Origin of the sequence: Herbaspirillum sp. 3R11 (genome assembly GCF_004563925.1) — a bacterium.
Taxonomy (GTDB): Bacteria; Pseudomonadota; Gammaproteobacteria; order Burkholderiales; family Burkholderiaceae_D; genus Herbaspirillum.
Map to the genome: position 1 here is coordinate 818,992 of NZ_SPNJ01000002.1, position 13,243 is coordinate 832,234.

At 61.8% G+C, this 13,243-nt stretch carries 7 protein-coding genes; 1 reads left to right on the forward strand and 6 read right to left on the reverse strand.

Annotated features, from left to right (window positions below; genetic code table 11):
• Positions 1-21: 21 nt before the first annotated feature.
• The 5 genes from miaA to E4P32_RS12110 all read right to left on the reverse strand — a co-directional run bounded on the left by miaA (position 22) and on the right by E4P32_RS12110 (position 10,268).
• A complete protein-coding gene (miaA, locus tag E4P32_RS12090; RefSeq protein WP_233526652.1) occupies positions 22-948 on the reverse strand; it encodes a tRNA (adenosine(37)-N6)-dimethylallyltransferase MiaA in 927 nt (308 codons plus the stop codon).
• A 49-nt stretch (positions 949-997) separates the two neighbouring features.
• A complete protein-coding gene (mutL, locus tag E4P32_RS12095; RefSeq protein WP_116433979.1) occupies positions 998-2,890 on the reverse strand; it encodes a DNA mismatch repair endonuclease MutL in 1,893 nt (630 codons plus the stop codon).
• A gap of 71 nt (positions 2,891-2,961) precedes the next feature.
• A complete protein-coding gene (locus E4P32_RS12100) occupies positions 2,962-5,124 on the reverse strand; it encodes a methyl-accepting chemotaxis protein (protein WP_116433978.1) in 2,163 nt (720 codons plus the stop codon).
• 271 nt (positions 5,125-5,395) lie between these two features.
• Entirely contained in the window at positions 5,396-8,362 is a 2,967-nt protein-coding gene (locus E4P32_RS12105; RefSeq protein WP_116433977.1) for an EAL domain-containing protein, read from the reverse strand.
• Positions 8,363-8,546: 184 nt separating this feature from the next.
• The gene (locus E4P32_RS12110) at positions 8,547-10,268 is read right to left on the reverse strand and encodes a methyl-accepting chemotaxis protein (RefSeq protein WP_116433976.1); all 1,722 of its coding nucleotides are present in this window, start codon (positions 10,266-10,268) and stop codon (positions 8,547-8,549) included.
• A gap of 531 nt (positions 10,269-10,799) precedes the next feature.
• Between E4P32_RS12110 and E4P32_RS12115 the strand changes: the two genes are divergently transcribed.
• Positions 10,800-11,450 carry a VTT domain-containing protein gene (locus tag E4P32_RS12115; RefSeq protein WP_116436881.1) on the forward strand — a complete coding sequence of 217 codons (651 nt, stop codon included), beginning with the start codon at positions 10,800-10,802 and terminating at the stop codon, positions 11,448-11,450.
• 45 nt (positions 11,451-11,495) lie between these two features.
• Here E4P32_RS12115 and E4P32_RS12120 read toward each other — a convergent pair whose 3' ends face one another.
• Positions 11,496-13,181: a methyl-accepting chemotaxis protein gene (locus E4P32_RS12120; protein ID WP_116436880.1), complete on the reverse strand. Its 1,686-nt coding sequence runs from the start codon at positions 13,179-13,181 to the stop codon at positions 11,496-11,498.
• Between the last annotated feature and the right edge of the window lie 62 nt (positions 13,182-13,243).

Below are 13,243 nucleotides of genomic sequence, written 5' to 3' on the forward strand. Positions count from 1 at the left end.
TGTATCGCTAACCTGCGATGATTACTGGCTCTTCAAATCGACGTCTAGTGCCTTGCGCACATGTGCCATCACGGTTTGCGTGGCGTCTGGCGCGTTGCAGTCGATGACGATGCGGTCCGGCGTCGAGCGCAGCCAGGTGATCTGGCGTTTGGCCAGTTGCCGTGTGGCAATGATGCCGCGCTCGCGCATTTCGGCGTGGTCGTACTGGCCGTCGAGATATTCCCAGGCCTGGCGGTAGCCGACGCAGCGCATCGATGGCTGGCCCAAGTGCAAGTCGCCGCGGGCGCGCAGCTTGCGGACTTCGGCCAGCAGGCCGTCGTTTTCCAGCATGAGGTCGAAGCGGCGCGCGATGCGTTCGTGCAGCACGGCGCGGTCGGATGGTTCCAGCGCCAGCGGCAGCAGCGTAAAGGGCAGCGCTGCCGCGGTCTTTTGCGTCAGCAAGGCCGACATCGGCTTGCCGGTCAGTTCGATGATTTCAAGCGCACGCTGGATGCGCTGGCTGTCGTTGGGTTTGAGGCGGGCGGCGGTTTCCGGGTCGAGCGTGGCGAGACGCGCGTGCTGGGCCGGTACGCCGTCGCGCGCGGCTTCTTCGTCGAGGCGGGCGCGCACTTCGGGGTCGGCTTCGGGCAGGTCGTCGAGGCCGTCGCGCAAGACCTTGAAATACAGCATCGTGCCGCCCACCAGCAGCGGCAGCTTGCCGCGTGCGCGGATGTCTTGCGCCAGGCGCAGCGCGTCGTTGCGGAACTGCATGGCCGAGTAGGCTTCGGCCGGGTCGAGGATGTCGATCAGGTGGTGCGGCACGCTCGCAAGTTCTTCTGCGTTGGGTTTGGCAGTGCCGATGTCCATCTGGCGATATACCAGCGCCGAGTCGACCGAGATGATTTCGCAGGGAATGTGTTTGGCGATTTCCAGCGCCGCCGCCGTCTTGCCGGAAGCGGTCGGTCCCATGATGGCGACCGCAAGGGGGAGCAAAGGTCCTGCTGGAGCTGCAACCATCCTATTGACCGCGCAGGAAGAGTTTGTCCATGTCGGACAGGGCCAGCTGGCTCCAGGTCGGGCGGCCGTGGTTGCACTGGTCTGCGCGCTCGGTGGCTTCCATCTGGCGCAACAGCGCGTTCATTTCCGGCACGGTCAGGCTGCGGTTGGCGCGCACGGCGGTGTGGCAGGCCAGCGTGCCGAGCAGTTCGTTGCGACGCTCGAGCAGCACGCGCGAGCCGCCGAACTCGCGCACGTCGCGCAGCACGTCGCGCGCCAGCGTCTGAGCGTCGGCGTTCTTGAGCAGCGCCGGCACCGCGCGCACGGCCAGCGTGGTCGGCGACATCGCGGCGATGTCGAAGCCGAGTGCGCTCAAGGTTTCCTGATGTTCTTCGACGGTGCCGACTTCGACGGCGTCGGCATAGAAGGTCACCGGGATCAGCAGCGGCTGCACGAACATGGAATTGTCGTCGAGCGCGTTCTTCAGTTGTTCATACAGGATGCGCTCGTGGGCGGCGTGCATGTCGACCACCACCAGGCCTTTGCTGTTTTGCGCCAGCACGTAAATGCCGTGCAGTTGCGCCAGCGCGAAGCCGAGCGGGAAGTCGTCGGTCGGCAGCGTCTGCGTGTTGGGGGATGTCGGGATGGTGAAAGCGCCCGGCGCTGCTTCGCTACCGAAGGTCGACGCCATGTCCAGATTCGTTTGCTCACCCGGTCGGAACATCGCACCGTATTCAGCCGTGTTCTGCGCCACGCCGAAATTGCCGGCGGAGAAATTCGGACGCAGCTGCGCGCCGAATTCGTTCTGATATTGCGGCTGAGGCTGCGATTGCTGATCGCGCATCCACGGCAGCGGACCGTTGCCTGCGGCTTGCGGCGCCGGCGCATTGCCGAACGAAGTCGCCGACGTCGCTGCCAGTGCGCGGCTGACCGCATGGAAAACGAATTGATGCACGCTGCGGCTGTCGCGGAAGCGCACTTCGATCTTGGACGGATGGACGTTGACGTCGACCAGCGCCGGATCGAGATCGAGCGACAGCGCGTACGACGGATAGCGGTCGCCGTGCAGCACGTCCTGATAGGCGGCACGCACCGCGTGCACCAGCAGCTTGTCGCGCACGAAGCGGCCGTTGACGTAAAAATACTGGCCGTCGGCGCGCGCCTTGGACGCGGTCGGCAAACCGACGAAGCCATGCAGGCGCAACGGGCCGGCGCTCTCGTCGAGCGGCAGGCGGGCGTTGGCGAATTCGTCGCCGAGGATGTGGGCGCTGCGCTTGGCGAATTCGCCGGTGTTCCAGTGATCGACGGTCTTGCCGTTGTGGGTCAGCGAAAACGTCACGTCCGGACGCGCCAGCGCAATGCGGCGCACGACTTCGGCGCAGTGGCCGTATTCGGTCTGTTCGGATTTCAGGAACTTGCGCCGCGCCGGCGTATTGAAATACAGATCCTGCACGTCGATGGTGGTGCCGGGCGCGCCGGAAGCGGGCACGACGCTGCCTTCCTGCGAGCCGATGATTTCCCAGGCGTGGGCGGCGTCGGCGGTGCGTGTGGTCAGCGTGAGTTGCGCGACCGAGGCGATCGAGGCCAGCGCTTCACCGCGAAAACCCAGCGTGCCGACGTTTTCCAGATCAGTCAGCGACGCGATCTTGGAAGTGGCGTGACGCGCCAGCGCCAGCGGCATTTGCTCCGGTGGAATGCCACGGCCGTTGTCGGTGATGGCGATGCGTTTGACGCCACCCTGTTCCAGGCGCACGGTGATTTGCGTGGCGCCGGCGTCGAGCGCGTTCTCCAGCAATTCCTTGACGACGGCGGAAGGGCGTTCGATGACTTCGCCGGCAGCGATTTGGGAAATCAGCTGGTCGGGCAGGGCCTGGATGGGGCGAATTGGGCGGGGCGGGCGATCTGGTGCATTCATCCGGCGATTATACCGCCAGCAGGCTCAGGGATCGCTCGGGGATCACCTTTAGCCTGCTGTGCAGATTGTGTTCAGAACTGTTCCCAGTCCTCGTCTTTGGAGGGCGCCGGCAAGGATTTTTTTGCTGCCGGGAGTTTGGTGATGGGCGCGGCTTTCGGTGCAGCCGCCGGTTTGACGAGCGGCGCAGCCTTGGTGACGACTTTGTGCGCTGGCGCCGCTGGTGTCGCTGTGGAGCCGAACGCCATGGCATGTGTTTCATCCAGCTTGAAGGTGCTGACCGAGGCGGTCAGCTTGTGCGCCTGGTCTTGCAAGGATTGCGCGGCGGCGGCGGCTTGCTCGACCAGTGCGGCGTTTTGCTGCGTGGTTTGCTCCATCTGCACGATGGCGTGATTGACCTGCTCGATGCCGGCGCGCTGTTCCTGGCTGGCCGAGCTGATCTCCCCGACGATGTCGGTCACGCGCTTGACGCTGGCGACCACTTCGCCCATGGTGGCGCCGGCTTGTTCGACCAGCTTGCTGCCGGCTTCGACCTTGTCGACCGAGTCGTCGATGAGGCCCTTGATCTCCTTGGCGGCGGCGGCCGAGCGTTGCGCCAGGCTGCGCACTTCCGAGGCGACGACCGCAAAGCCGCGGCCCTGTTCGCCGGCGCGGGCGGCTTCCACCGCAGCGTTCAGGGCGAGGATGTTGGTCTGGAAGGCGATGCCGTCGATCACGCTGATGATGTCGACGATCTTGCGCGAGGATTCATTGATCGAGCCCATGGTGTCGATCACCTTGCCGACCACGGCGCCGCCTTGCGAGGCCACTTCCGAGGCCGACAGCGCGAGCTGGTTGGCCTGGCCGGCGTTGTCGGCGTTCTGCTTCACGGTTGAGGTCAATTCTTCCATGGCGGAGGCGGTCTCTTCCAGCGAACCGGCCTGCTGCTCGGTGCGCGAGGACAGGTCAAGGTTGCCGGTGGCGATTTCGCTCGAGGCCGTGGTGATCTGCTCGGTGCCCTGACGGACGTCGGCGACCACATGCGCGAGGCCTTCGCTGATGCCGTTGACGGCGCGCATCAGCTGGCCGATTTCATCCTGCTGGCCGTCGCTGACGCGCACGCGCGCAGTCAGGTCGCCGCTCGCCAGCAAATCGGCGGCGGCACGGGCGCGCGCCAGCGGACGCGTCACGACCCGCTTGATCACCATTGTCAGCACCACGCCGACCAGCAGCAGGAAGATTGCGCCGAACAGCATGAAGCGGTTGCGCATGGCGGCGATTTCCTTGGTCACTTCGTCTGCGTAGGTCTCACCCACGATGACCCAGTTCCAGGCCGGGAATTGCGAGAAGGCGACGATCTTTTCTTCGCCGCTGTGGCCGGCGGTGTCCGGGTTGTCCCACATGTAGCGCATCACGCCTTGCTTCTTGGTAAGCATGTCCTTGATGAATTCCTTGCCGTCGACGTCTTTCAGTCCCAGCAGGTTCTTGCCTTCATCCTTCGGACCGGCCAGCAGCGTGCCGAAATCCTTGCCTTCCTTGGCGTTGAGCACATAGAAGAAGCCGGTCTCACCGATCTTCAGCGCCTTGATCTTGTCTTTCAACGCCTTGATGTCGCCGGAGATGTCGACGCCAACATACAGCACACCGATGAGCTGGCCGGCGGCATCCTTGATCGGCACGTACTTGGTGATGTATTGCTTGCCGAACAGCGTGGCGATGCCGCTATAGGACTTGTCCGCCTTCAATGCCGCGTAGCCGGGATGCGCACGGTCGAGCAGAGTGCCGACCGCGCGTTCGCCGTCTTCTTTCTTGACCGAGGTTGAGACGCGTACGAAATCGTCGCCGGTTTTGGCAAAGATGGTCGCGGTGACGCCTGTCTGCGCGGTGAATCGATCAGGAATCGTGAAGTCGAGATTGAGATCGGTGTCGCCGTTGCGCAGCACCGGTGTGGCCTTGTCGCCGATCTGCACGGTGCGGTTGGCGTCCAGCGTGAACTTGCCCGGGAAGGAGTTCGAGAACATGTTGGAGAAGCGTTCCACCTGGCTGTTCACCGCACGGTCAAACATCTCGACCATGTTGACCACCCCGCGCGTCTCGCCGCTGATCTGGTTCATCGAACGCTGTTCCAGCATGGCCGACGTGGTGAGGTCGATCAGCAGGATGGCCGCGACGAACAGCGCGCCGACCAGCGCAAGGGTAAGGGAAGTGAGCTTGGTGCCGACGGCCCAGCTGCGATAGTGGAAAGCAGATGTTTGCATGGTGTGGTTTTCTTTTTGTTTAGGCGCAAGACGCCTGGGAACCGCGAGCAAACGTTCTAGGACGAACTTCAGCAAACGTTTGCGCGTGCGCGGCTGGATAGAAACACTTCAGTTTTTTGAACGCGAGCAAGTATAGCCAACTTCGCTTTTCATGCGGTCTCATTTGAGCCAAAAAACAACGTAACCCGTTGTTTATGAAGCAGTTTTAACGGTAAGACCAATGAAAAACGATGCAACAATGCTACGTAATATTGTTTCCCTGATAAAACTTTTAGAGAAAGTTATCAATTTTGAAATTTTTCAGCCAATGCTCAAAAATCGTCGCCAGCATCGGTCGCGAAAACAGGTAGCCTTGCGCCACATCGCAGCCCTGTTGTTTCAGCAAATCGTATTGGCGCTTGTCTTCGACGCCCTCGGCCACCACGATCAGATCGAGGCTTTCACCGATACGGATGACCGCGTTGGTCAGCGCCAGCACCGTCTCGTCGCGGTCCATGTCGCGCACAAAACTCTGGTCCAGCTTGAGTTCGCACACCGGCAGGTTGCGCAGGTAGCCGAGACTTGAATAACCGGTGCCGAAATCGTCCATCGCCAGTTTCACGCCTTGCGCGTGTACCTCACGAATGGTGCGCGTGGTGCTGGGGTTGGTGTCCATCATCACGGTCTCGGTGATTTCCAGCGTCAGGTCGCCCGGCGCCAGTTCGAAGCGCTCCAGCAGGCCGGCGATGAACTGCGGCAGTTCCAGATCATGGAAATTGGTGGACGACAAATTGACCGACACCGACGGCACATTGATGCCGCGCCGGCGCCAGTCGTGCAATTGAAAGCAGGCTTCTTCCAGCGCCCATTTGCCGAGCTCTCCGATCAGGCCGCATTCTTCCGCGATCGGGATGAAGCGCGCCGGCGAGACCTGGCCGAGCTGATCGTGATGCCAGCGTGCCAACGCCTCCACGCCGTGCAACAGGCCGGTGTGGAAATTGACTTGGGGCTGGTAGTGCAACTCGAAATCGCCGCCACGCAGCGCGTCGCGTAGCGCGCCCTCCAGCGCCAGGCGTTCCTGCGCCTGGGAATTCATCTCTTCGCTGAAGAAGCTGAAGCGGCCGCGGTTGTTGGCCTTGGTCTGGTACATCGCCATGTCGGCGCGATGCAGCAGGATCTCGATGGTTTCACCGTTGTCGGGAAACAGGCTGATGCCGATGCTGGCCGAGGGCGTGATCGCCACGCCGGCGATATGGCAGGGCAGCGACAGGCTGGCCTGGATGCGCTTGACGACATCCGTGACGCGGTTCAGGTCGCATTGCGCCAGCACGATGACGAACTCGTCGCCGGACAGGCGGCCGACGATGTCGGATTTGCGCGCCTCGATCTGCAGGCGGCTGGCGACGGTGCGCAGCAATTCGTCGCCGGCCTGGTGACCGAGCGAATCGTTGATCTGCTTGAAGCGGTCGAGGTCGATGAACAGCACCGCCAGCGGAATCTTGGTGCGCGCCGCATTGGCGATGGCCTGGTTGGCGTTGACCAGCAGCAGGCTGCGATTGGGCAGTCCGGTCAGCGAATCGTAGAACGCCAGCCGGTGGATGCGCGAGCGCGTCTCTTCGCGCTCCAGCGCCAGCGCGCACAAGTGCAGGCTGACATCCACCAGGCGGTGGTGGAAAGGATCGGGACGGCGCTTGCCGTGATAGTAGAACGCGAACGTGCCGATCACCCGGCCGTCGGCCGACTTGATCGGCGTCGACCAGCACGACTCCAGTCCGGTCGGCAGCACCAGGTCGCGATAGTCGGCCCATAGCGGGTCGGTGGCGATGTCGACCACTTCCACCGGTTCGGCGCGGAACGCCGCAGTGCCGCAGGAACCGACGCACGGACCGATCGCCACGCCCTCGATGGCGCGGTTGTATGCGTCGGGCAAGCTGGGGCCTGCCACCGGATGCAGCAGGCCGTTGTCATCGACGCGCAAGATCGACGCCACCACGTCCGGCGCAATGCGTTCGAGTTCCACGCACACCATGGTCAGCACTTCCTGCAGGCTGGCTTCGCGCACCATGGCGTTGAGCGTCTTGTACTGCAAGACTTCGTGCATCTTGGTGTTGGTGATGTCGGTCAGGATGCAGACCGCATTGATCAGCTTGCCGTCGCCGTCGAGGATGGGGTTGACCACGGTCGAGACCCACAGCGGATGGCCTTGCTTGTCGACCATCATTTCTTCGCCGTGGAAACTGCGGCCTTCGGCGATCACTGCGTAACAATCCTCGATCAGCTTGAGGATGGCGGTCTGTCCCTCGAACAACTCGCGTGGCCGGCGGCCGATGACTTCCTCGGCAGTGAAGCCGAGCATGCGGCTGAAGCCGGTGTTGTGGAAGACGATGTGATTGGCGTCGTTGGTGATGAACACCGCGTTGTCGGTTTCATTGATGCCCAGCGACAGCAAGTGCTGGTACTCGCGGTCGCGCTGCTCGCGCACCATGCGGTACGACACGTCCGAGCCGATGCTGATGATCTTGATCGGCTTGCCTTCGAGATCGAACACCGGCGTGTAGGTGGCTTCCCACCAGACCGGCCGGCCGTCGCGCGCGATGCGTTTGAAGCGGCCGGAGAAGAACCGGCCCTGGTTGACGTCGCGCCAGAAATTGTCGTACTCCTGGCTGCCGACATAATCCGGTTCGCACAGAAAGCGGTGATGCTTGCCGACGATCTCTTCGGGCAGGTAGCCCATGGTCTTGAGATAGTTGCCGTTGGCGCCGACGATGATGCCGTCGGCAGAAAATTCAATCACGCCCAGCGAGCGGTTGAGCGCACGCAGCACGCTGTGTTTTTCCTGCGAGTCGTCGATGTGCGCGGTGATGTCGGCGGCAATTGAAACCACCCGCAGCAAGCGTCCCTCGGCGTCGAACACCGGATTGCAGGTGGCTTCCAGCCACAGCCGCGAACCGTCGCTGCGCATGCGCTGCAAGGTGCCGGACACCACTTCACCCTGATGCAGGCGACGCCAGAACTCGGCGTACTCGGGCGACTCCGCATGCGCGGGATTGCACAGCATGCGGTGATGGCAGCCGACGATATCGCCTTCCTGATACGCCATCAACGTAAGGAAGTTTTCGTTGGCCGACAGGATGGTGCCGTCCGGCGCCAGTTCGAGGATGGCCATCGAGCGGGAAAACGCCGCCAGCAGCGCCTCCTTTTCCTCAAGGGAGCTGCGGCATTGCTGAAGCTCGAGGCCGATGCGTTCGGCGTCCATCATGGAGTCGTTCCCCTCCCGTTCCTTGACTGCACTCATACGCGTCACATCTCCGCTCGGTATGATTATGTTGCTTCTGTCCTGCGTCCGGTTTGAGCCTGATCTGAATTTAATCTGAAGCCAATCTGCATCCAATTTGAGTCTAATTTGAGTCTAGTCCCGTTTTGTGCGGTGTAAAGCTATCCGCTTAAAACTGTTCCCACTGATCGTCGCCGTCGGCCTTGGCCGTGATGACCTTTGCTGCGGGCAGTGCTGCCGGAGTTTTCCTGACAGGCGCTGTGCTCGGCTTGATGGTTTTGGTGATCGCAGGCACCGCCTTGCGTACGACAGCAGCCGCAACCGGCGCCTGGGCGAAATCGCTGCTCGAAATCTTGAACACGCTGACCGCCTGCGTCAGCCGTCCGGCTTGCTCCTGCATCGACTGCGCGGCGGCGGCGGCTTCTTCCACCAGCGCGGCGTTCTGCTGCGTGGTCTGGTCCATCTGCGTGATGGCCTGGTTGATCTGATCAATGCCTTGGCTCTGTTCCTGGCTGGCTGCGCTGATTTCGCTGACCACGTCGGTGACGCGCTTGACGCTGGCGACCACCTCGTCCATGGTGGTGCCGGCTTGCGCCACCAGCTTGCTGCCTTCACCGACCTTTTGCACCGAGTCGGCGATCAGTTCCTTGATTTCCTTGGCGGCCGAAGCCGAGCGCTGGGCCAGGCTGCGTACTTCGGAAGCCACCACGGCGAAGCCGCGGCCCTGCTCACCGGCGCGGGCCGCTTCGACGGCGGCGTTGAGCGCCAAGATGTTGGTCTGGAAGGCGATGCCGTCGATCACGCTGATGATGTCGACGATCTTCTTCGACGAATCATTGATGTTGTTCATGGTGTCGACCACCTGGCTGACCACCTCGCCGCCTTGTTCGGCCACTTGCGATGCGGATGTCGCCAACTGATTGGCCTGGCGTGCATTGTCGGCGTTCTGGCGAACGGTTGAGGTCAGTTCTTCCATCGCGGAGGCGGTTTCTTCGAGTGCGCCGGCTTGCTGCTCGGTGCGAGAGGACAGATCAAGGTTGCCGGTGGCGATTTCGCTTGAGGCGGTGGCGATGGTGTCGGTGCTGACGCGCACTTCGCCGACGATCTGCAGCAGGCGCGCATTCATGACCTTCAGGGCGGACAGCAATTTGCCGGTTTCGTCCTTGCTGTCGCTGTCGATGCGCGAGGTAAGGTCACCCGCTGCCACCGTTTCTGCCAAGCCGACGGCGCGGTTGAGCGGCTGCGTGATGCTGCGCGTTGTGAAATAGGCAATCGTCACGGCCATCAGCAGCGCCGTCGCCGTCAGCAGGATGATCAGGTTGAGCGCGCTGCTGTATTGCTGTTGAACCGCCGTGCTGGCGTCCTGCATCAGCTTGTCCTGGTACTTGATCAGCTCGACCAGGGATTTCAGGTATTTCTGTTGCAGGTCGAAGGTACCGCCTGCGAACAGCAGCGCCAGCGCCTTGTCTTTTTCGCCGGCGGCGATGTTCTTGAGCACCTGGTCGCTGGCGGTGACGTATTCGGCGCGGCTGCGCTGGATTTCCTTGAACAGCTCACGGCCGCGGTCACTCCTGATGCCCTTGTCGAGCTTGTCCATGTCGGCCGCCACGGTCTGGAAGGCCGGGGCGAAGAGCGCGTTCTGCGCCTTGAGTTGCTCCGGATCGGTCATCAGCAGCAGATTGCGGGTGGCGCGGATGATCAGGTTTTCCTGAATGATGATGTCGTTGGCGTACACCGTCTTTGGATAGGTCTCATTGACTACGGTGGACATCTGGACGTTCAGCGAGGAGAGACGGTTGCCGCCCAGAAAGCCGGTGGCGACGAGCAACGCGACCAGAATGGCAAAGCCAAGTCCGAGCCGGACGCCGATTTTCAAATTTGTGATGCGCATTCAGGTTCTCCCGTTTATAAGACATGCCGCCGCTTTTATTGGGGAAGCGAAGCGGTCGGCACATCCGTTGTTATCGGAAAAAAAGTTGTTGTTCTTGAGCATGGAGACCAAATAAGTTTTTTCTTTAAAATGATTTACCTGTGAAGCCGGTCCGCGCCGGATTATTCCTGCCAAACCGGCCCCGCTATCCTGCGGCTGCCCGCCCGGTCGAGTAGTGTATGATTCCGGCGCAGCCTGAGCGGCGTCAAAAACGAAATGAGTGCGGAACTCATTTCATGAATAGCCGCGAGATGCGTTTGCCCCAGAAAGGGCGCTGGCAAGGCGTGCGACGCGTCGCGTGGCGGTGCCACGCGCAAGGAGCGCAACGCGGCCAGCGCCCTTTCTGGGGCAAACCCTTCGGGAACGTCCTGTTTGGGCGTATTGCTGCGTTGCGCCGCTTGCCAAGGGAGCCACCCTTGGCTGCGCGACGCGCCTTGCACTACCTCCCAAACAGGATCGTTCGCACTCACGGCTATTTATGAAATGAGTTCCATGGATTACTTGCAGTTACTGGACGTGCTGTTGCACGTCGACAAGTCCCTCGGCATCCTGATAGAGCAATACGGCACGATGATTTATGTAGTGCTGTTCCTGATCATCTTCTGTGAAACCGGTCTGGTGGTGTTGCCCTTTCTTCCCGGTGATTCGCTGTTATTCATTGCCGGCACGTTCTGCGCCACCGGCGCCATGAACATCTGGCTGCTGATGTCCCTGCTGGTGATCGCTGCAGTGACCGGCAACACACTTAACTATTGGATCGGCAGCGCCATCGGGCACCGCGTCTTCACGCACAACTACCGCTGGCTCAATCCCGCTGCGCTGGCCAAGACCCATTCCTTCTACGAAAAACACGGCGGCAAGACTATCATCCTGGCGCGCTTCACGCCCATCGTGCGCACCTTTGCGCCGTTCATCGCCGGCGTGTCGGAGATGACCTTCATCAGATTCCAGTTCTTCAACATCATCGGCGCCCTGTTATGGGTTGTCGGCCTGGTGGTGTTCGGTTATCTGTTCGGCAACTTGCCGTGGGTGCGCCAGAATCTCAACACGCTGGTCCTGCTCGGCATCGTTGCCGCCATCCTGCCGATCGTGCTCGGCGCGTTGTGGCAGTTCTACCGCAAGTTCCTTTCCAAACGTTCGTAGTCAACAAGGCGCAGCCCGCTCAACCGCTTGCCCGGCTGCGTCTTTTCAGAATTCCTCCCACTGTTTGTCGCCGCTTGCCATGGCTGCCGGTTGTGCGGTGCGTCCAAGCCGCTGCAGTACCGGCTTCGCAATCGCCGCCGGCCTGACGTTGCGCTGCACAAGCGCGTCGTCGCCGAGTAGTTGATATCCGCCAAGCTTGAATACGCCAACCACCTGCGCCAGCCGGTCAGCCTGATCCTGCAAGGATTGCGCCGCGGCTGCGGCCTGTTCGACCAGGGCGGCGTTCTGCTGGGTGGTCTCGTCCATTTGCGTGATGGCCTGGTTGATCTGTTCGATGCCCTCGCTTTGCTCCTGACCGGCGACGGTGATTTCGCCGACGATTTCGGTCACGCGCCTGACGCTTTGCACCACCTCGTTCATGGTGTTGCCGGCCTGCGCCACCAGCTTGCTGCCGTTGCCGACTTTTTCTACGGAGTCGTTGATCAGCGTCTTGATCTCTTTTGCCGCCGACGCGCTGCGCTGCGCCAGGCTGCGCACTTCCGACGCCACCACCGCGAAACCGCGCCCCTGTTCTCCGGCACGCGCTGCTTCCACCGCTGCGTTCAACGCCAGGATATTGGTCTGGAAGGCGATGCCGTCGATGACGCTGATGATGTCGACGATCTTGCGGGACGACGCGTTGATGGACTCCATGGTCGTGACCACCTGACCGACCACGTTGCCGCCCTGGGTCGCCACTTCCGAGGCCGACGCCGCCAGTTCATTGGCCTGGCGTGCATTGTCCGCATTTTGGCGGACGGTTGAGGTGAGCTCTTCCATGGCCGACGCGGTTTCTTCGAGCGAGCCGGCCTGCTGTTCGGTGCGGCTCGAAAGGTCGAGATTGCCACTGGCGATTTCGCCGGAGGCGGTGGCGATGGTGTCGGTGCCGCTGCGGACCTGGCTGACGATCTTCAGCAGATTGTCGTTCATGGTTTTCAGCGCCTCCAGCAGTTGCGCGGTTTCGTCCTTGCCGCTGCTGTCGATCTCGGAGGTGAGGTCGCCGGACGCCACCGTCCTGGCGACTGCGACGGCGCGGTTGAGCGGTATGGTGATGCTGCGCGTGATGCCCCAGGCGATGCCGCCCGCCATCACGAGGCCAAGGGCGGCCAGCACGATGAGCATGTTTCTGGCGTGTTCATAGTTGCGTTCCACTTCGTCGCCGGACGTCACCATCATTTCGTTTTGCTGCCTGATCAGTTTGTCGACCGCGGTCATGTAAGCGCTCTGGACCGGCCTCACCTCGCTGATGAGCATGTCGATGGCGCCGTCCCGGGTGCCGTCGGCCACCAGCTTGCGCACCTTGTCGCGTTTGTCGACGTAGTTCGTCTGTGCGGTGATCAGGCCGGCCAGCAGCGTGCGGCTCTGGTCGTCGACCATGCGCTTGTCGAGTTCGGCGAGGCGTTCCTGTATGGCTTTGTCGGCGCCGACGATGCGGTCGTTTTCGCTCTTGATCTGGGTGGCGTCCTTGAGCAGCAGGATGTTGCGCAGCGAGCGCGCGACCAGGTTGATCTGGTCGACGATGTCGCCGGCGGCCACGGTCTTGGGATATTTGTCGTGGATGACGTCGTTCATCTGGCGGTTGAGCTGAGCAAGCCGGTTCACGCCGACCACCGCCATGGCGATCATCAGCAGTGTCAGCAATCCGAATCCCAGCCACAGACGACGGCTGATGGTGATGTTGGCAATCTTCACTTATTCCTCCCAGTTGTAAAACACGCAATGACAATATTGCTGTCGGTAAAGGCTTGGGTATG

Coding starts and splice junctions, on each gene's coding strand:
- miaA (WP_233526652.1), bottom strand. CDS start 948: ATGGGACCGACCGCTTCCGGCAAGACGGCGGCGGCGCTGGAAATCGCC.
- mutL (WP_116433979.1), bottom strand. CDS start 2,890: ATGAATGCACCAGATCGCCCGCCCCGCCCAATTCGCCCCATCCAGGCC.
- E4P32_RS12100 (WP_116433978.1), bottom strand. CDS start 5,124: ATGCAAACATCTGCTTTCCACTATCGCAGCTGGGCCGTCGGCACCAAG.
- E4P32_RS12105 (WP_116433977.1), bottom strand. CDS start 8,362: ATGATGGACGCCGAACGCATCGGCCTCGAGCTTCAGCAATGCCGCAGC.
- E4P32_RS12110 (WP_116433976.1), bottom strand. CDS start 10,268: ATGCGCATCACAAATTTGAAAATCGGCGTCCGGCTCGGACTTGGCTTT.
- E4P32_RS12115 (WP_116436881.1), top strand. CDS start 10,800: ATGGATTACTTGCAGTTACTGGACGTGCTGTTGCACGTCGACAAGTCC.